Annotated in this window: 19 protein-coding genes and 1 pseudogene; 6 read left to right on the top strand and 14 right to left on the bottom strand. The window is 65.0% G+C overall.

Annotated features, from left to right (window positions below; all coding sequences use genetic code 11):
- A partial coding sequence (ddpX, locus tag RMO23_RS12460; RefSeq protein ID WP_309681936.1) for a D-alanyl-D-alanine dipeptidase occupies positions 1-518 on the top strand: 518 nt, incomplete at its 5' end.
- Between the two features lie 5 nt (positions 519-523).
- Here the strand turns inward: ddpX and RMO23_RS12455 are convergent.
- Both RMO23_RS12455 and purT read right to left on the bottom strand, forming a co-directional pair.
- Entirely contained in the window at positions 524-1606 is a 1083-nt protein-coding gene (locus RMO23_RS12455; protein ID WP_309681934.1) for a mechanosensitive ion channel domain-containing protein, read from the bottom strand.
- A gap of 14 nt (positions 1607-1620) precedes the next feature.
- Positions 1621-2826: a formate-dependent phosphoribosylglycinamide formyltransferase gene (gene purT / locus RMO23_RS12450; RefSeq protein ID WP_309681932.1), complete on the bottom strand. Its 1206-nt coding sequence runs from the start codon at positions 2824-2826 to the stop codon at positions 1621-1623.
- Between the two features lie 173 nt (positions 2827-2999).
- Here purT and RMO23_RS12445 point away from each other — a divergent pair, with 173 nt between their 5' ends.
- From RMO23_RS12445 to RMO23_RS12435, 3 genes are all read left to right on the top strand, one after another.
- Positions 3000-3833 carry a siderophore-interacting protein gene (locus RMO23_RS12445; RefSeq protein ID WP_309681930.1) on the top strand — a complete coding sequence of 278 codons (834 nt, stop codon included), beginning with the start codon at positions 3000-3002 and terminating at the stop codon, positions 3831-3833.
- A gap of 29 nt (positions 3834-3862) precedes the next feature.
- Positions 3863-4828, top strand: coding sequence for an ATP-binding cassette domain-containing protein (locus tag RMO23_RS12440; protein ID WP_309681928.1), 966 nt, complete (start codon positions 3863-3865; stop codon positions 4826-4828).
- A 200-nt stretch (positions 4829-5028) separates the two neighbouring features.
- Positions 5029-5787, top strand: a complete 759-nt coding sequence (locus RMO23_RS12435) for an ABC transporter permease (protein WP_309681926.1) — start codon at positions 5029-5031, stop codon at positions 5785-5787.
- A gap of 119 nt (positions 5788-5906) precedes the next feature.
- Here the strand turns inward: RMO23_RS12435 and RMO23_RS12430 are convergent, their stop codons facing one another.
- From RMO23_RS12430 to RMO23_RS12420, 3 genes are all read right to left on the bottom strand, one after another.
- Complete coding sequence (locus tag RMO23_RS12430; protein WP_309681924.1) at positions 5907-6569, bottom strand: hypothetical protein; 663 nt, start codon at positions 6567-6569, stop codon at positions 5907-5909.
- Positions 6570-6672: 103 nt separating this feature from the next.
- On the bottom strand, positions 6673-7470 hold the full coding sequence (locus RMO23_RS12425; protein WP_309681922.1) for a DUF4198 domain-containing protein: 798 nt from the start codon (positions 7468-7470) through the stop codon (positions 6673-6675).
- Positions 7471-7661: 191 nt separating this feature from the next.
- Positions 7662-9200 carry a DUF4331 family protein gene (locus RMO23_RS12420; protein ID WP_309681920.1) on the bottom strand — a complete coding sequence of 513 codons (1539 nt, stop codon included), beginning with the start codon at positions 9198-9200 and terminating at the stop codon, positions 7662-7664.
- A gap of 385 nt (positions 9201-9585) precedes the next feature.
- On the opposite strand from RMO23_RS12420, the gene RMO23_RS12415 reads away from it, so the two are divergent.
- Together RMO23_RS12415 and RMO23_RS12410 are read left to right on the top strand one after the other, a co-directional pair.
- Positions 9586-9801 carry a DUF433 domain-containing protein gene (locus RMO23_RS12415; RefSeq protein WP_309681919.1) on the top strand — a complete coding sequence of 72 codons (216 nt, stop codon included), beginning with the start codon at positions 9586-9588 and terminating at the stop codon, positions 9799-9801.
- Positions 9801-10139 carry a DUF5615 family PIN-like protein gene (locus RMO23_RS12410; protein ID WP_309681917.1) on the top strand — a complete coding sequence of 113 codons (339 nt, stop codon included), beginning with the start codon at positions 9801-9803 and terminating at the stop codon, positions 10137-10139. Before RMO23_RS12415 ends, RMO23_RS12410 begins: the two co-directional genes overlap by 1 nt.
- 76 nt (positions 10140-10215) lie before the next feature.
- Here the strand turns inward: RMO23_RS12410 and RMO23_RS12405 are convergent, their stop codons facing one another.
- The 9 genes and pseudogenes from RMO23_RS12405 to RMO23_RS12365 all read right to left on the bottom strand — a co-directional run.
- Positions 10216-10839: an STING domain-containing protein gene (locus RMO23_RS12405; RefSeq protein ID WP_309681915.1), complete on the bottom strand. Its 624-nt coding sequence runs from the start codon at positions 10837-10839 to the stop codon at positions 10216-10218.
- Between the two features lie 87 nt (positions 10840-10926).
- Positions 10927-11463, bottom strand: a complete 537-nt coding sequence (locus RMO23_RS12400; RefSeq protein WP_309681913.1) for a hypothetical protein — start codon at positions 11461-11463, stop codon at positions 10927-10929.
- A 207-nt stretch (positions 11464-11670) separates the two neighbouring features.
- Complete coding sequence (locus RMO23_RS12395; protein WP_309681911.1) at positions 11671-12474, bottom strand: response regulator transcription factor; 804 nt, start codon at positions 12472-12474, stop codon at positions 11671-11673.
- Between the two features lie 304 nt (positions 12475-12778).
- Complete coding sequence (locus RMO23_RS12390; protein ID WP_309681909.1) at positions 12779-14182, bottom strand: FAD/NAD(P)-binding oxidoreductase; 1404 nt, start codon at positions 14180-14182, stop codon at positions 12779-12781.
- A 28-nt stretch (positions 14183-14210) separates the two neighbouring features.
- A complete protein-coding gene (locus tag RMO23_RS12385; protein ID WP_309681907.1) occupies positions 14211-14489 on the bottom strand; it encodes a c-type cytochrome in 279 nt (92 codons plus the stop codon).
- Positions 14490-14895: 406 nt separating this feature from the next.
- Complete coding sequence (locus RMO23_RS12380) at positions 14896-15660, bottom strand: hypothetical protein (protein ID WP_309681905.1); 765 nt, start codon at positions 15658-15660, stop codon at positions 14896-14898.
- 132 nt (positions 15661-15792) lie between these two features.
- Positions 15793-16164: a nuclear transport factor 2 family protein gene (locus RMO23_RS12375; RefSeq protein WP_309681903.1), complete on the bottom strand. Its 372-nt coding sequence runs from the start codon at positions 16162-16164 to the stop codon at positions 15793-15795.
- 185 nt (positions 16165-16349) lie between these two features.
- Positions 16350-17273 carry a restriction endonuclease gene (locus RMO23_RS12370; protein WP_309681901.1) on the bottom strand — a complete coding sequence of 308 codons (924 nt, stop codon included), beginning with the start codon at positions 17271-17273 and terminating at the stop codon, positions 16350-16352.
- 129 nt (positions 17274-17402) lie between these two features.
- Positions 17403-17637, bottom strand: a pseudogene (locus tag RMO23_RS12365) (protocatechuate 3,4-dioxygenase subunit alpha); the annotation flags it as partial.

Genomic DNA, 17637 nt, shown 5'->3' with positions numbered 1-17637 from the left:
ACAACTTCACCGGGCAGATGATTTACGAGCACCCGCTGTGTTTTTTGCATCCGCAGGCCGAGGCCGGCCTGCGCCGGGCCAGCGTGGCGGCCCGGGGCCTGGGCCTGCGGCTCAAGATTCTCGATGCCTTCCGGCCGCAGGAAGCGCAGCAAGCCCTGTGGGCGGTGGCGCCCGACCCCGACTATGTGGCCGACCCGGCCCAAGGCTCCAACCACACGCGCGGCGTGGCGCTGGATGTGACGCTGATGGGCGCCGACGGGCAGGTGCTGGACATGGGCACGCCGGTAGACACCATGACGCCGGCCTCGCACCACTTTCACGCCGCGCACCCGGTGGCGATTCAGCTTAACCGCATGCGCCTGCTCAGCATCATGCTGGAGGCCGGTTTTGTGCACCACCCCCGTGAATGGTGGCACTACCAGTTGCCCGATGCGGACCGCTTTGCGCTGATCGACAGCCATGCCTTCATGCACTGCGTGGCCCACGGCAGCCAACCCGCCGGCCAGGCACCGGCCTGAGGACTTCAGCCGGGCGCTGGCGGCGCGGGTGGCATGGCCCCGGCCAGTTCGGCCCGCAGCAGCGGCAGGTGCTGCGGATACTCGCGCTGCATGAAATCCACCAGCGCCTCGCGCACCCTGCAGCGCAAGTCCCAGTTCAGGCTGGCGCTGGCCGAGGTCACCAGCAGCCGCAGCTGCATGCTGCGCTCGCCCGCCTCCACCAGTTGCAGCAGGCACAGGCGCCGGTCCCATTCGGGCGCGGCTTCGCAGGCCCGGCGCGCCGCCTCGCGCAGCGGCTGCAGTGGCATGCGGTAGTCCACCCACAAAAACACCGTGCCGGTGATCTGTGCGCTGCTGCGGGTCCAGTTCTGGAACGGGTTTTCAATAAACCACTGCAGCGGCACAATCAGGCGCCGCTCGTCCCAGATTTTCAGCACCACATAGGTGCCGGTGATTTCCTCGACCCGGCCCCACTCGCCCTGCACGATCAGCACGTCGTCAAGCCGGATCGGCTGCGCCAGCGCGATCTGCAGGCCGGCAATCAGGTTGCTGAACACCGGCCGCGCCGCAATCCCGGCCACAATGCCGATCACCCCGGCCGAGGCCAGCAGGCTGGTGCCGACCTGGCGCGCCGCCGGAAACGTCATCAGCATCAGCGACAGCCCGGCCATCAGCACCATGAAGCTGACGGTGCGCGCCAGCAGCCGGGTCTGGGTGTGGATGCGGCGCGCATTGAGGTTGTCCTCGACTGTCACCGAGTGCTGCGCCGTGATGCCCTGCGCCACGCCGTTGACGGCGCGCTGTGCCAGCCAGGTCAGGGTAGCCAGCAGCAGCAAGGCATTGCCATGGCGCACCAGGGCGATCAGCGCCAGCTTGTCGGGCGCGGCCTGCCACACCGCCTGCAGCGCCAGCAGCGGCAGCACGAAGCGGGTGGGTCGCCAGCAGCGGCGCGCCACCGCACTGGCAATCGGCATGCCGCGCGTCACGCGCCAGATCAGCGCCGCGCTGACCCGGTGCAGCAGCAGCCCCAGCGCCACCGCCAGCAGCGCCGCCACCAGCACCTGCCACGATGAATCGTCGAGCAGGCCGAGCAGATCGCGTTGCGTCATGGCGCCGGGGCCGCTCAGGTGGCCACGCGCGGTTTGACCAGCGCCGCCGCCTGCTTCGCATGGCGGCGCGCCAGCTCGACATCGGCGGCAAAGGCCAGCGCCACGCCCATGCGGCGCTTGACAAAACTCTCGGGCTTGCCAAACAGGCGGATGTCGCTGTTGGGTACGCGCAGCGCCTCGGCCACGCCGTCAAACACAATGCCCCGGGCATCGACGCCGCCGTAGATCACGGCACTGGCGCCGGGGCTTTTGAGTGCGGTATTGACCGGCAGGCCCAAAATGGCGCGCGCGTGCAGTTCGAACTGGGTTTGCACCTGGCTGCACATCGTCACCATGCCGGTGTCGTGCGGGCGCGGGCTGACCTCGCTGAACCAGACCTCGTCGCCCTTGACAAACAGCTCCACGCCAAAAACTCCCTGGCCGCCCAGGTTGTCCGTCACGGCTTTGGCAATGTCGCGACTCTTTTGCAGCGCGGCCTGGCGCATCGGATGCGGCTGCCAGCTTTCCACATAGTCGCCACTGACCTGGATGTGGCCGATGGGCTCGCAAAAATGGGTTTCGATGCTGCCGTCTGCCCCCACGGCGCGCACCGTGAGCTGGGTGATCTCGTAGTCAAAGTCGATGAAGCCCTCAACGATGACGCGGCCGTGGCTGACGCGGCCACCGGCCATGGCGTAGTCCCAGGCGGTTTTCACATCGGCCGGGCCGGCGATTTTGCTCTGGCCCTTGCCCGACGAGCTCATCACCGGCTTGACGATGCAGGGGTAGCCGATTGTTGAATCGACGGCGGCCTGCAACTCGGCCAGCGAATCGCAAAACACATAGGGGCTGGTCGGCAGGCCCAGCGTTTCGGCGGCCAGGCGGCGTATGCCCTCGCGGTCCATGGTCAGGCGCGCCGCTCTGGCCGTGGGGATCACGCGCACCGTTCCGGCGGCTTCGAGTTGTTCCAGCACGGCGGTGGCAATCGCCTCGATTTCGGGCACCACCAGCTGCGGCCTTTCCTGTTCAATCAGGCTTTTAAGCTGCGCCGGGTCGCTCATGGTGATGGTGCGCGCATGGTGCGCCACCTGCTGGCCGGGCGCATTGTCATAGCGGTCCACCGCCGTGGTTTCCACGCCCAGGCGCTGCAGCGCAATCAGCACCTCCTTGCCCAGCTCGCCCGAGCCGAGCAGCATGACTTTGGTTGCATGGGGAGTTAAAGGCGTGCCGAAGGTGGTCATGGTGGTGCAGGAAGGTTGTGGATTGGGGTTGACGCAGCCAAAAGCGCCTAAAGCGCCGAAAGAAACACTTTACTTCACCCGGCGCGGGCCAGCCCTTGCCCCTACAGACGGCGGGCCTGCGCGCCTTCGATAACAATGACTGGCATTTGCCAAACCCGTGACTGGAGCGACCCGTGAGCAACCCGCCACCCACCCCCGCCAAAGCGGCTGCCATTGATGGCGCCAGCCCGGCACCCGCCCGCAAGCGCCGGCCGCCGCGCCGGGTCGAAGTCAGCCGCATTGAAGTCCTGAGCCCGGCGATGCGGCGCATCACGCTGACCGGCGCCGAACTTCAGGGTTTCGAGCCGACGGCGCCGGCCAGCTACCTCAAGCTGATTTTCCCCGAGCCCGGCCAGCGTGAACCCACCCGGCCCCTGCCCGAGGGCCCGCGCGCGGTGTCCATGCGCACCTACACGCCGCTGGCGGTGCGGCCCGATGTGCTCGAAGTCGATGTTGATTTTGTGCTGCACGGCGAAGGTCCGGCCTCCGGCTGGGCGGCACAGGCGCAAATCGGCCAAGTGCTGTACCTGATGGGGCCAGGCCCCGGCTACCCGGTCGATGCCAGTGCCACGCAGCACCTGCTGCTGGCCGATGACAGCGCCTTGCCGGCGGTCGAAACCATTCTGGCCGCCCTGCCCGCCAGCGCCCGCGTGCAGCTGCTGCTCGAAGTCATCAGCGCCGCCGAGGAGCGCCCGCTGCACAGCCCGGCCGCGCTGACGCTGCAGTGGCTGGCACGCGGCGCTGACCACCGCGCCGCCGGCCTGCCGCTGGAAAAGGCCTTACGCAGCCTGCCGGCCATTGCGCCCGAGACCAAAATTTACCTGGCCTGCGAGGCCGCCGCCATGCGCCGCATCCGGCAACTGCTGGTTGACGAGCTGGGCGTCAGCCGCGGCCAGATCGTTGGCCGGGGCTACTGGAAGCTGGGCGTGGTCAACCACCCCGACCATGACTACGGCGACGATGCCTGAGCTTGCCGCAATCAGGCAACAATAGCCGCATGCGCCCTCCCCTCGTCCACGTTCAAGGCCTGAGCAAACACTATGGCAGCGCCAGGGTGGTCAATGACCTGTCTTTCGAGATTGCCCCCGGCGAATGCCTGGGCGTGATCGGCCCCAATGGCGCGGGCAAGACCACCACCATACGCATGTGCCTGGGGCTGACGGTGCCCGATGCCGGCCGCATCTCGTTTCACCTGAACGGCGAGGCGAACGGTCAGGAGAGCGGGCTGCGCATGCCGGAAGACGCGCTGGCGATCAAGGCCAAGCTCGGCGTGGTGACCCAGTTCGACACACTGGACCCGGACTTCAGCTGCGCCGAAAACCTGCAGGTCTATGGCCGCTATTTCGGCATGACGGCGGCCCAGGTGCGCGCCCGCGTGCCGGGGCTGCTGGAATTTGCCTCGCTGTCGCACAAGGCCGGCAGCAAGCCGGGCGAGCTGTCGGGCGGCATGAAGCGGCGCCTGAGCCTGGCGCGGGCGCTGGTCAATGACCCGCAGCTGCTGCTGCTCGACGAACCCACCACCGGACTCGATCCGCAGGCGCGGCACCTGATGTGGGAGCGGCTGCAACTGCTGCTGCAGCAGGGCAAGTCGATTTTGCTGACGACCCACTTCATGGACGAGGCCGAGCGCCTGTGCTCGCGCCTGCTGGTGCTGGACCACGGTAAAAAAATTGCCGAAGGAAAACCCAAGGCGCTGATTGCCGAGCACCTGGAGCCCGACGTGGTCGAGGTCTATGGCGTGGGGGCGCTGGCGCTGGCGCAATCCGCCGAGCATGCGGGGCTGCGGGCGCTGGCCGCGCGCGTGGAGGTCAGCGGTGAAACCGTGTTTTTCTACACCCAGGACGCGCGAGCGCTGCTGGCGCGGCTGGCCTCGCACCATGAGTTGCGCACGCTGCACCGCCCGGCCAATCTGGAAGACCTGTTTCTCAAACTGACGGGCCGGCAGATCAGGGAGGATGCGTGATGGCAGAGCATGAGTCCGCGACCAACGACGCCTCCGATGCAGATGCGAGCGTGCGCCGCGCAGGGCCGCCCCAAGCAAGCACAGCCCCTGCTTACGGTGCAAGGGGCAGCGCAACGCCGCAGGCACACGCAGTGACGAGCGTGGGGGCTCCATCGATTTGGCGTTGGCCCGATCTTTCAACGCGCTGGTGGCCGGTGTTCATGCGCAACCTGCTGGTCTGGCGCAAGCTGGCCATCCCCAGCCTGGTCGGCAACATTGCCGAGCCGCTGATGTGGCTGGTGGCCTTTGGCTACGGCATGGGCGCGCTGGTCGGCGAGGTCAGCGTCGGCGCGGCGGCCGCGGGCGGCGCCGCGAAGGTGCCCAACATCCTGTTTCTGGCCAGCGGCTCGATCTGCATGAGCGCGATGAATGCGGCGTCGTTCGAAGCGCTGTATTCGGCCTTTTCACGCATGCATGTGCAAAAAACCTGGGACGGCATCATGAACGCGCCGGTCAGCCTGGACAGCGTGCTGCTGGCCGAGATGCTGTGGGCGGCGTTCAAGGCGCTGTTCACCGTGACGGCGATTCTGGGCGTGATGCTGGCGCTGGGCATCAGCCACAGCCCCAAGCTGCTGCTGGCCTGGCCGATCTTGCTGCTGGTCGGCATGATGTTTTCGTGCATCGCGCTGATCTTCAACGCGCTGGCCAAGGGCTACGATTTTTTCACCTACTACTTCACGCTGGTGCTGACGCCCATGATGTTTTTGAGCGGCGTGTTTTTTCCGCGCGAACAGCTGCCCACCGTGGTGCGCATCATTTCCGACTGGCTGCCGCTGACCAACGCGGTGGAAATCGTCCGCCCGCTGTTCATGGACCAGTGGCCGCAGGCGCCGCTGCGGCACGGCCTGGTGCTGGCGGCCTACACCGTGCTGGCCTACTGGGTGGCGCTGGCGCTGACGCGCCGGCGTTTTCGCAGCTGACGCCGCCCGCCCGCCCCCGTTCGACCTCGTTTGGGAGCAAAACAGGGCTGCAGCCCAGGCAAAACGTGCGTCTATAGCTATGATTTATATAGCAAACTGCGCACCCCGGCACCCCGGCGTCAGTTGGCGGCAAAGCAGTAAAGCAGCCCCGCGCCGCCGGTCCCCTTGAGCGCGTCCATGCCGCAGCCCCGCGAGGCGTGCGAGGCGTTCCAGGACTTGGCCGGTGCCGATTCGTCCAGGCCGGTGCGGTCATGGTGACCGACGATGGCCGAGCCTTCGCCGCTCTTGGTCCAGTTGCCGCAGGTGGTGTCCGGCGCCGAGGTGTCGATACGGCCGTCGGCGGTGGAGCCGGTCAGGATGTCGTGCATGTTGACCGCGTCGCCGCGGCCACTGATGCCCTCGCCTTTTTCGGTCAGCGCGCTCTGTTTGCTGAGCTTGTTGTTGGCGCTGTGCAGGTCGTCCACGCTGCTGGCCACCACCATGCCCTTGGCGTTCTGCCACGGGCCGCGGCCGATACGGTCACGCGCGTTGACGGCCGGGCCGGTGCCGCTGGCGGTGGTGCTGAGGTAGGCGCGCCAGTTCTTGTTGCCGGCGTTGACCGCCGTGGCCAGCCGCTGGCAATAGGCATCGGCGCCAGCGAGACCCCCCAAATCAGCGCCTTTGCCCGGGTTGGCGCTGGTCACAAAAAAACTCATCGGGCTCTGCGAGGTCGACGCCATGGGCGCGCAGGCGCCCAGAACGACGGCCGAGGCCAGAAGGGCGAGTTTCAGACGTGGGTGCATGGTGGTCTCCTTGAGCAAGGGTTTGCCGGGTTGTTGTGAGCTTGCACGATACCCCAAGCCTTGGCGCGATTCAAGTGCCCGCTCGGGCTGCCGCCGGCGCCATTTAATCCAGCGCGGCGTTCCCGGCCGGCGTTTCGAAGGTGAGCGAGGCCCAGAAGCTCTCCCACTCGGCGTCGGCGCCGGCAGGCGCCGCAACCATATGGACGGCCTTGACCAGCCACATCCCGCCCGGGCGCAGCCGCAACCGCACGCGGCCTTTGGCGTCAGTGCGCACCGCCTGCTTCGCGTCAGGGTTCAGGCTGTTCATGGCAACGACCAGCGCGCCCGCGAGCGGCTGGCCCTGGTAGCTCAGGCGAACCGGAAAATCCTGCCCCGCGCCCAGGGTGTAGGGGTTGCGTTCGGCGACCAGTTCCAGCGGAAATCCAAGGGCCCGATCGCCCTGCGCCTGGCCCGGCGGCCCCACCAGCAGCAGGCTTTTGGCGCAGCGGGAATAAAGCTCGCGCGCGCTGGCGCCGGTTTCGTTGCGCCGCGCCCGCTGGGCGGTGACCGCATCCAGCCCTTCCGCCACCAGGTAGGCATTGAACTTGTCGGCCGGCAGCTCAATGCGGCTCGGGTGACTGAAATAGCCGACGATGTGCAGGCCGGGCCTGGCCACGCGCAGGAGCCCGGCAGGATCGGCGTCCGGCCGGCCGACGACCGGCCTGCGCCCGCCCGCATCCTCGACCACGAACTGATTGACCAGCGCCGGAATGCGCGGAATCGGATCGCCCACCAGGTCCTGGCCGACGCGCAGGCGCACGCCGACCAGTTGGCCAGGCGCCGGCAAATAGCTGCTGGGCTCGATCCACACATCGTGGGCGAGAAGCGGCGGCGCGCCGCTCAAGGCCATCGTCAGCGCCATCAGTCCCTTCACACGACGAAACATAAACGCGCGCAGCGATGGCCACATGATGATTGCCCCATACCGATCCAAAAGCCGATCTTAAGTCGGATGCGCTGGCCCGGGCAGTTCAGATGCCAGGGTTTGCAGATTCGGGAGCGAAGTCGAGCGGCCCGCCGCAGCGGGGACGGTTCGACCTCGCGCGTGGCGTGTCAGGGCAGCGGGATGTTGGGCACCGTCGGCACATTGATGCCGCCGTGCCCCTGCAGCAGGCCCTGGTGCGCGGGCGCCAGGAACGGGAACCGCGGCAGAAAATCCTTGTCGTTGACCTCGGTGCCCTTGGCCAAGCCGGCGGCCGGGTTGCCGGCGACGATCAGGCTGATCAGCACCGTGTTGACATTGACCTGGTGCCGGTTCGGTGCCGTACCACCGCCCAGCCGCCTTCCATTCGGAAAGCTCGAGTCGACGGCGGCGTCGAGCGTGATGACATCACCGGTGGAGCCGTCGGCGACCGGGATTGGCCGGCCCAGGTTGATGGCCGTGATGATGTCGAGGCGGGGACCCTTGAGCGCGGTCACCGTGGCCGCGGGCACGCCCAGGGCGCGGTAGATGCCGAGCGCTTCGGCGTCCCGCACCAGCACCGGGAACAGGATGTCCGCGCCAAAGTTGCTCACGTCATGGAGCGGACTGCTGCGTAGGTAGCGGGTCTGGCGCTGCGTGCCGACCAGGCCGGCATTGAACAGCGGCAGCCCATTGCGGCCGACCTGCACGAAGCGGCCGGAACCGCGCAGGCCGGTGATGATGTTGGTGGCGTCGACGGTCTGCGTTTCCTGCCGCTTGATCCTCGAATGCACGCGCAGCAGGCTGTTGGTTGAGTTCACGTCGAGCACGCCGTTGTGCGGGATGCCGTGCGGGAAGATGTCGGCCATCGGCACTTCGAGGGCAATCGAGAAAACGTTGAAGCCGGTGAACACGTCCTCGCCGGGTGGCCGGCGCGCGCCCGGAATTCCGCCAAGATCGTCGCGGTTCAGGTTGACCAGGTCGAAGATGCCCTTCTCATCGAGCTGGTAGGGGTCGTCGAACTGGCCGGCGATGACCCGCCCGCCGTTGGCCAGCGTGCGGATGAAGGTATCGACAAACGGCTGGTCGTACAGGCCGACTTCCCGGCTGGTGGGATTCCCCGAGTCGTAACCGGCAAAGGCGCCCAGACCGTACACCAGCCGGTCGGTTTGCGGGCCGTGGTTGTTCGGCAGCACCGGGATATCCGTGCCGAGGACCGTGACTTGCCGGTCATCATCATCGTCATCCCGGTCCCGGTCGTCCGGACGCGCGATCCGGCTGACCTTCAGGGTCTCGGTGCCGCCGGTCAGTTGCCAGAGCAGCTCGTTGCCGCCACCCAGCGGATCCGCGGCGCTGGGCGCCGCCTCCGGCGTCAGCGTGTTCCTGAACTCGACCCGGTAGATCAGCCGCGACTTGAGGCTGGTGCCGATGCCGATATGGAACTCGTAGCGGTAGCCGTTGCAGGCCCGCAGGCCCTGGTTGCCCTGACCCGGCTCGTGCAGCGGGTTGAAGTTCATGATCAGGTAGAGCTTGTCGTGCGAGCGGTCAGACACCCAGGCATAGGTGTCGGTGTTGTCGGCGCAGGGCTCGTTCAGCACCGCCAGCGCCTCCCGGTGGCTTGATGCCTGCACGGTGATGGCGCTCGCGGCGAGCAGCGTCGCGGCGAGCAGCTTTTTGCACAATCGTTTCACAGCAGTCTCCTTGAGGGTTGGAGCCAGCGGGGCCAGCTCTTGCGATAACACCTGGACACATCCATCAAACGCCCCGCCCCGGGCCTGCGGCCTAGGCCCGGACGGGCAGCAGCGGGCTGTTTCAAAAACCCAATCCGGCCACCCGCAAATCAACAGGAAATGCTAGCCCTTGCCCCAGCAGGACCGTTAGGACAATCCGGCTAATCGTTAAGACAATCCTGCGCCCGCCGGGGGCCAGGCATGGGCCACCATTTATCTGTTCGGATGCGGCGGCCGCGGCGCATTGAGCGGCAAGGCATTGGACTTTCGACGGTCGAAGGCTGCGACCGGAAAACTGGTGCACAATATTTTCTGGTTGACTTATCGTTATCGCAAGGAAATCAACATGAACAGAATCACCCTGGAACCCGGGAAACGTGGCGGGCGGCCATGCATCCGCGGCTTGCGTATTTCGGTTTACGACGTGTTGTCCATGCTGTCCAGTGGCATGACGCAGGAGGAAATTTTGCAGGACTTTCCTGAGCTGGAAACAGAAGATATTCTGGCGGTGCTGGCCTTTGCTGCCGACCGCGAGCACAAGGTTTATTCGCTGGCGGTTTAGTGAAGCTACTACTCGACGAGAACCTGTCCCGACGGCTGGTTCCGTTTCTCTTGAATGACTACCCCGGTAGTTCCCATGTCTCGCTGCTGGGTCTTGAGTCGGCCTCGGACGTGGTGGTGTGGAACACCGCGAAAGCGCAAGGCTTCGTGATCGTCACGCGCGATGCCGACTTTGAAGAACTATCCCTGGTCTGGGGTCAGCCGCCGAAAGTGATTTGGCTCAAGATCAAAAATCAGTCACGGACCACGACCCTAAAAGTTCTTCTAGACCACCAAGCAATGATCGAAAAAGCCTTGTTCGACTTGGGACAGGCATGCATTGAGGTGTCTACGTTGTAGGCGATAAGGGTGGGGCGGTACCTTTTCGGTTGAATGGGATTTGGGAAACTTCGATTCGCTGTTCGCGCTCGCGGCATCAACCCCGGTCCCTGAAATCGAGCTTGTTCACCGGCCCGCCGTAACCCCGTTGTTGCAGCTTGAGAACGGTTTGCTTGAAAGCGGCGATTTCGGCCAGCTGGAACTTGCGCCACTTTTCGTTGCTGTCGTCAGAGGTATCCTGCTTGAGGAAATCCTCATAAAAGCGTTTGACTGACATGATGGGCCGCGCCAGATCGACAATCGTCAACTGGTCGCCAGCCGGCAATTCCTTCAATTCGTAGTTAATGCCGAAAAACCGCTTGTTCGATTGCAGATAGATCTGCCCTTTGTGCAGCGCGTCGTATTCTGCTTCGCAGCGTAAAAAAGCGTCCACCTGCAACCGGGACGGAACGATGATCTGCACGCTGACATTTTCTGGCGCGAACCTGCGCGGCGCCTTGTCCGCCTTCGAGGCAAACAACTCCAGCTCGCCGCGTGCGATCTCGCCAAAAACAGGGTCGAGAAAGTTGTAGTAGTAGCCGACGGCCAGCACGACCGACATGCTGCCACTCTCCTGCTTCTTGAAACTCTCGAAAATTTTCGCGACGAAGGGGATGGCGGCCGCCGCTGCCTTGACGCCTTCTCCGATCACGCCGATGGTACTGAGGACGGGATCCACCATGATGCCTCCCTTTAAATTTTGGGTCTTCTTGAACCTCTTGAGCTTCGGGGTCGAGGTGTGTGATCGCCGTCGCGGCGATCCCCGGCCTCAGCGCACCCTGATGATGGCGTGCATGCCGTCGACAAAGTGCGGCCGCACGTTGCAGATCACCAGGTAGTCTCCGGCCTCCGCGAACGACACCGATTCGACCCGGTTCCCCGCGTTCGACGGGTTCGCGGTCGCTGGCGTTCCCGGAGGCGGGCCGCCAGCCGGGGCCAGGCCCACATAGTAGGCATGCGGCAAGTCGAAATTAATGAAGAGCGAGGTCGCCGGCGGCAAGGCGATGCTGGCCGGCGTGACCCCCGGGAAATAGACGACGGGCTGGTGGAAGCCGGCAACCACGAAGTTCACGACGCCGCCCTTGCGCACCTTGATCAGGCCCGGCAGTATGTGGTGGTTGGCGGAATTTCCCGGCTGCGCGGTGTTGAGCCCCGCGCCGAACGAGACCGTCACGCTCAAACGGGCTTCGCCGTTGTCGCGATCGTGGTCGGGGCCGTGCCCGTCCTGGGCCCATGCGCGCACCGGGGCGAGTCCAAAGGATGCGGCGGCCAATAGCAGACCGGTAGAAGCTAGGCGTCTATCCATCGCGTTCTCCTTGTGTTTGGGGGTGTATTTGGGGATGTTGGGGGAAGGTCTGGTCATAAACCGCAGGAAAAGCTGCCCGCCCGGACCCTGACCAGGCGGTTCGGGAGGCGCGCGGCGGGATGTGACAGGACGCACGCCTGCCGCGCTGCTGCCCTGCGAATCCTAGCGCCGGTGCGGCCAGGTCCGTTAGGACAATCCGGCTATTCGTTAAGACAATCTTGCGCCCGCCTGGTAGTCGCTCGGGCAGACGCCGGTCTGGCGCTTGAAGGCCCGGGTGAAATACGAGAGGTCGTTGAAGCCGACCGAGTAAGCCACTTCCTTGGCCAGCGCGCCCGGCTCGGCCAGGCCTTCGCATGCCCGCTCCAGCCGGTAGTGCAGCAGATGCTGGGCAAAGCTCAGGCCCTGCTCCTGCCGGAAGACGCGGCAGAACTGCGAGGGGCTGAGCCGGCACAGGGCAGCGACATCATCCAGCGCGATCCTGCGGTCGAAATGGGTTGCCACATGCAGGATGGCCGGATAGGTCTTTGCCGACCGGCCCTGACCATTCAGGGCGGCCGGGGCTCCGGTGCCGTTTAACGAAAACAGGGTTTCGTGCGCAGGCCCCGGCCCGCTACGGCGCGTCAGCTCGATCAGCGCGCCGATGCACTCGCTCAGCTGCCGGTTTGACACCGGCTTGACCAGCAGGTCCCAGACCCGGATGCGCAGCGCCCACAGCGCCACGGCCTCGGAATGGCAGCCGGTGATCATGAGAACGGGCAGGCCCGGGTGCTCGCGCCGGGTGCGGGCCAGGGCGGCCATGCCTGGCGCGTCCGGCTCGTCATACTCGAAACACAAAAAGGGCGGGGCGTGGACCTGGATGGCGGCGGGAATCTGCGTCGGCCCGCGCACGCAACGGACATCAAATGCGCCGCAAACGCTCTCACCGAGCGCGGTGTGCGCTTCCCGCGTCAGGTTGACCCAGAGGAATCGGGTTTCATGCGGAGCACGCGCGGTATCCAATGAGTCAGGCATTCTTGTTATTCCCCCTCATCTGTGCCTTAGGGCATCTCTTGCTGATCCGCGACAAGACCGTGGCAGACCCACTTCCCTGCCGTCGCTGCCGTCGCCCGCCAGACGCACCCGCAATCAAGCGGCTTGGGCTTAATCAATCCCGGGAAGCAAATAATAGGACGAAACAACGGCTGCGCCAAGCCGCAAGCACTTCCAGCGCTTTAGCCCTTACAGGACGGGCGCATGCAGCTATCACTTATTCATAAGCAGCAACCCGGCTGGGCCAGCGACTGGGGCGGCGTCAAGTCCAACCCCAAGCACCGGCTCAAGCCAGGGTATCGGCATGCAGCTCACCAAACCACTTGAACAGGTTCTCGAAGTTGTCGCCGGTCGGGTTGGCCGCCTCACCGACCCGGCTAGCCACCATGGTGAATGGGGCGCCTGGGTTTGTCTGCGCCTGATACACCGTCGTGAACCAGGAAGCGGTGTCGGCCGTGATCGGCGAGAAGCCGACCGTGGCGGTGGCGGGTGATGGATCCAGCGGCTGCCTCTGCAGCAGGCGCACGATGGCGTCGGCGCCAATCTTGCCCTGCTGGTTGCCCATGTGGCCGGCCTTGGGCAGCCGCACGGCGCCCAAGGGGTCGCCCACCACGGCGCTACAGGAATCGCCCACCACATGGATGCCCGGCACCTGCGTGGATTCATAGCTCAGCACGTTCACGGGGGCGAAGCGGCCGCCCGCCGTCAGATTCAGGCCGGTACCGGTCACGATGGCTCCGGCCTTTTGCCGCGGAATCGCGTTGACGACGTCGCCAAGGAACACTTCTTGCGACACCACACCGGTGCTGCTCGTGACGCTCGCCGCCACCCGGATGGGGGTCACGGACGCATCGATGGCGGTAACCAGCGCGCTGGGGATGCGGGTGATGATGCCCGCAAACCGGCCACTGAACGCCGCGCCGAAGGTGGCGGCGCCGCCCGCGAAGTTCGCATTGGCATCGAGCACGATAATTTTCGCGCTGGGATTGCGACTCCTGAAGAAGTCGGCGACGATGCAGGCCCGCTCATAAGGCGCGGTCGCGGCGCGAAACGGCGTGGGCGGAATGCCGATGATGAAGGTGCCACCAGCGCGCATCGCGCGCAACTGATCCCGCAGCGTGGTGGTTTGCACGCCGGCCTTCCAGGCGTGGGGCACGCGGTCCTGCGCGGCCTGGCTTTCCAGGCCGGGGATGACGTCAAAGTCAATGCCAGGCGCCAGCACCAGCCGGTCGTAGGGCAGGCTGGCGCTTCCCACACGGATGCTGCCACCCGTGGAGCTGGGCGTGATGCCCGTGACGTCGCCGGTGCGCACATCAACACCATAGGCCCTGAGCCGGTCGTACTGGAACACCAGATTCGAAATCTGGCGCGAGCCATTGAGCACCAGGTTGCTGCTGATATTGGTGGTGTAGCTGCGCTCGCGCTCAACCAGCGTGACGTTGACGCCGGTACCGCCCCAGAGCCGCAAATACTTGGCCATGGCCGCGCCCGACATGCCGCCGCCGACCACCACCACCCGGCCAATCGAGCCGTTGGCGCCGGTATCGGGCACCACCGGCAACCGGCTGATTTCCGAATGCAGCACCACCGTGCCATCCCCACTGCTGCCACCACCACCACCACAGCCGGGCAGCGTCAGACCCAAGCCGGCCGCCGCCAGGGCGCCCAGAAATTCTCTTCGCTGGTTCATGATTTTCTCCGATGCAAGGTTGTCGGGGCTAGCGCGGCTGGCGCGAAAAATAATCGGCGATCAACCGCAACTGCGCGTCGGTGTAGCCCAGGGCATGCACCTTCATGATCTCGTTGGGATCGGTCTTGTTCTGCAGTTCCTTGAGCTCTTTAAAGAGGTCGCCCGAGGACTTGCCGGCCAGCCGGTCAAAGCCGGCCACCATCGGGTTGCCGTTCGTGCCATGGCACTGGAAGCAGTTGGAGGCCAGCAGACGGCCCGCCGGTGGCAGTGGCGCGGTGGATGGCGGTGCTGTCTGTGCCCATGCCATGCCGGCCCAGACACACAATGAAACGGCGACGCTAGCCTGCCGCCAGAGGCGATGTCGGTTGCTCATAAAAACCCCCGTCTTGATAGCCGTTCCGCAGCGGGAACCTGGCCGAGGGTTCGGTTATAGGCGCTAAGCTTTGTGGCAACAAGCCAGTGCAAGGCATCTTTTGCAACCGGGAGTTGCCGTTGCAAGGCAACTGTCGCAATTGTCGCCAGCTGCTTGTGCGGCAGCCCAAGTGATCCCCACACCCTGCCGGCCATTGCAGCCATGTGCGTCAGGCCCCCAGCGACAAACAGGAAGCCTTGCCCACACTGGGTGAACCGGGCGCACTACCCGGGCCGCGGGGACAGGTGGGTGCGCATCGGGCTGCTGGCGGCTGATCGGCTGATGCGCGTGCCTGGTCGCGCTAGGACGGCCGCAGCATGCGCGAGGGCACGATGCCGCGCTTGCCGTTTTCCAGGCTCACGTCATAGGCCACCTCCGGGCCGCGCGGCCCGACGCGCTGGGTCACCTGGTTGACGCGCGCCCTGACCCATTCGCGGCCATAGCGAACCTGCACCGCCTGGCCGACCGCAAACTCGGCGGCCGGCACGCGCTGGCCAGCCAGCGGCGCGGCACTGGCCAGCGGCCGGCCCACAACGCTGCGGGGGTTGGCCTGGGCCGCATTGCCGCCGCGCCCGGCGCCGGGGCACAGCAGCTCCCACTGCTGCGAAATGCCCAGCCCACCGCTGGCGTTGTCGCGCCCCACCATCCGGCCCGCCGCATCGCGCCACTTGCTGCGGCCCCGGCCGATGTCGCTGCCGTCCCAGACGCCGGCCAGGGTGTAGCTTTTGCCATCGATCGGCGTGATGCGGCCAGCCTGGCAATTGGCCGTGGCCCGGTAGACTCTCGTCAGGTCTTCGGCGGCCAGCTGCTGCCGGACGCAGCTTTTGTCGTCGGGCTGCCAGCTGGCGCACCAACTCTGGACGTCGGCCCGCGTGATGCGGGCCTCGGCCCTGGCGTTGGCCGTGCCTATGCCCGATTTGGCAAAAATCGTCGGGCTGACGCATTGGCTGCAAATCGCCAGCCACTCGCTCTCGGCACTGGCGCTGCCGGCCGCGCCGGCCAGCAGCAGCGCGATCAGCCCCGCCTGGGCGACGCCGGCGCTGCGGTTCATCAAGGCTTTGAACATGGCCGCCTCCCTGTGAAGAGATTTCCGCTCGGCCGCTCCGGCCGCAAATTGCTATCAATTAAATAGCTGCAAGCGCACGTCTTACATGGGCTAGAGGCCAAAAACACCAACATATTGGGCGAAAATTGCCGGCTACATCCCGACGTCGTAGAAAAACTCCTCGCGAACGATCTTTCCGTCACGGACCGTATAAAGGCCGACCTCGTCCATCGTCATCCGCTTGCCCGTAGGCTTGTTGGTCACGTCGAACTGGAAGCCCACCACAAAGCGGTCACCATGCGGCCACGGGCCGGTCACCGACGCCGAATGGATCTCGTGGTTGGCAAACCACCATTCGCCCTTGGCCTTGACCGCCGCCATGCCCTTGGCCTCCTGCTGCCCGTCAGGCATTGGCACCGCTTCGACGCTGACCACGTCCGGCGCGAACAGAGTTTGCAGCGCTTCCTCGTTCTTGCCCTGCCGGCACAGCGCCACCAGCTGCCGGGCTATTTCCATGGTGTTCATGGCCTGTCCTTTCGGCTCGTCCAGAGCGCGCAAGCCCGCGCGCCAGTCCGCGGCCCCCGGGCGACGAGCAGTGCAGCCGGGAACCACAAGTGCAATGGTAGGACGGAGGGGGGCACAAGGCAACTGGTGGCGGCACCCGAACATCGGGTTACCGCTCGGCAACAAAGTCCTGCACTTACAACGGCTCAAACTTCCTCAAAATAATCAGAATCGACACGCTTGACCACATAAGACGCGGACGCCGATACCCCCACGTCGAAATCGATCATGAGGGCCGAAAGGTGTTTGCCATCAATCAGGACCACCTTGGTATCGATTCGGGATGCGTAGTCAACCGCATCGGCTGTATATGTCGAGGTAGTAATGAATACACCTTTGCGCGCACGCTGCCCCTGTAGCGCGCCGACAAACTTCTGAATCTCGGGCCGGCCGACCGAGCCTTGCCAGCGTTTAGCCTGGATAAAGATGGCATCCAGGCCCAGACGGTCTTCCTTGATGATGCCGTCAATGCCGCCGTCCCCTGTTTGACCAATTCGTTCTCCCGCGTCACGACGCGAGCCGCCGTAACCCATTTTCACGAGCAGCTCAACAACGAGTTGCTCAAAGAAAGTGGGCGAACAACTGAGGATTTTCGAGAGAAGTTCCTGCGCCAGTTGCTCCCGCAATCCCTGATATGCCAGCTCAATAGCTTCCTCCGGAGTGGTGGTCGCGGCCTCCGCTGCCACTGCCGCAGCAGTAACGGCAACCATCTCGTTCGGCGCCTTGGACAAATCCCTGAACTCCAGAAATTCAGGAAACTGCTCCAGATACTTTCCGTCGATCTTGATCGGATTGGATGCGAGAGTTTTTAGTCCTCTCTCTGAAATTTTGAAGACACCTCGTTTGGGAGCTTCAACGAGACCCGCTTTTTTCAGATAGGTACGTGCCCAGCCAACCCTGTTCCTGAAGATGCCCTGCTGCCCGCTTGGCAGCAGTTCCGCCCGCTCGGCGGGCGTCAGATGGAAGTGTTCTCCAAGGGCCTCTTCAACCTCACGCAAGGTGTGGTCGCCGCCGTCGCCAAGAAAACGCAGAAACGGAAGCATGCAGGATTGGTAGTCGGGAATAGCCATCTGCAGAGGATAGCGCAGCCCAAACCAGCAAGCTGGAATCTACATTGCTATCAATTCAATAGCTGCAAGCACCTATTCCGTAAGGGCCAACGGCCTGAAACGCCAGGAAAACAGGTCGAAACCGGCCTTTCACAGGTCAAAGAAAACCGTTTCCTTGCCGTGCGCGCTGTCCTGCATGTGGATGTCAAAGCGGTAGACCACGCCGGCGCCGGTGCTTTCGCGCTGGGCGATCAGCGTGGCGCGGCGTTCGGCCGGTACGCTGGCCAGCACCGCGTCCTGGCTGTTGGCGGCGGCTTCGTCGTCGAAGTAGATGCGGCTGAAGGTATGCACCAAGAGGCCGCGCATGGTGACGCAGACGTTGATG

Source organism: Polaromonas sp., assembly GCF_031411155.1.
In the GTDB taxonomy this organism is placed as follows: domain Bacteria; phylum Pseudomonadota; class Gammaproteobacteria; order Burkholderiales; family Burkholderiaceae_C; genus Polaromonas.
Note: the sequence above shows the minus strand (reverse complement) of the source record. Positions and strands in the feature narration are given on the sequence as shown.

Coding starts and splice junctions, on each gene's coding strand:
- RMO23_RS12455 (WP_309681934.1), bottom strand. CDS start 1,606: ATGACGCAACGCGATCTGCTCGGCCTGCTCGACGATTCATCGTGGCAG.
- RMO23_RS12390 (WP_309681909.1), bottom strand. CDS start 14,182: ATGAACCAGCGAAGAGAATTTCTGGGCGCCCTGGCGGCGGCCGGCTTG.
- RMO23_RS12405 (WP_309681915.1), bottom strand. CDS start 10,839: ATGGTGGATCCCGTCCTCAGTACCATCGGCGTGATCGGAGAAGGCGTC.
- RMO23_RS12430 (WP_309681924.1), bottom strand. CDS start 6,569: ATGCACCCACGTCTGAAACTCGCCCTTCTGGCCTCGGCCGTCGTTCTG.
- RMO23_RS12375 (WP_309681903.1), bottom strand. CDS start 16,164: ATGAACACCATGGAAATAGCCCGGCAGCTGGTGGCGCTGTGCCGGCAG.
- RMO23_RS12440 (WP_309681928.1), top strand. CDS start 3,863: ATGCGCCCTCCCCTCGTCCACGTTCAAGGCCTGAGCAAACACTATGGC.
- RMO23_RS12415 (WP_309681919.1), top strand. CDS start 9,586: ATGAACAGAATCACCCTGGAACCCGGGAAACGTGGCGGGCGGCCATGC.
- RMO23_RS12425 (WP_309681922.1), bottom strand. CDS start 7,470: ATGGCGCTGACGATGGCCTTGAGCGGCGCGCCGCCGCTTCTCGCCCAC.
- RMO23_RS12395 (WP_309681911.1), bottom strand. CDS start 12,474: ATGCCTGACTCATTGGATACCGCGCGTGCTCCGCATGAAACCCGATTC.
- RMO23_RS12435 (WP_309681926.1), top strand. CDS start 5,029: ATGCGCAACCTGCTGGTCTGGCGCAAGCTGGCCATCCCCAGCCTGGTC.
- RMO23_RS12380 (WP_309681905.1), bottom strand. CDS start 15,660: ATGTTCAAAGCCTTGATGAACCGCAGCGCCGGCGTCGCCCAGGCGGGG.
- RMO23_RS12400 (WP_309681913.1), bottom strand. CDS start 11,463: ATGGATAGACGCCTAGCTTCTACCGGTCTGCTATTGGCCGCCGCATCC.
- purT (WP_309681932.1), bottom strand. CDS start 2,826: ATGACCACCTTCGGCACGCCTTTAACTCCCCATGCAACCAAAGTCATG.
- RMO23_RS12370 (WP_309681901.1), bottom strand. CDS start 17,273: ATGGCTATTCCCGACTACCAATCCTGCATGCTTCCGTTTCTGCGTTTT.
- RMO23_RS12385 (WP_309681907.1), bottom strand. CDS start 14,489: ATGGCATGGGCACAGACAGCACCGCCATCCACCGCGCCACTGCCACCG.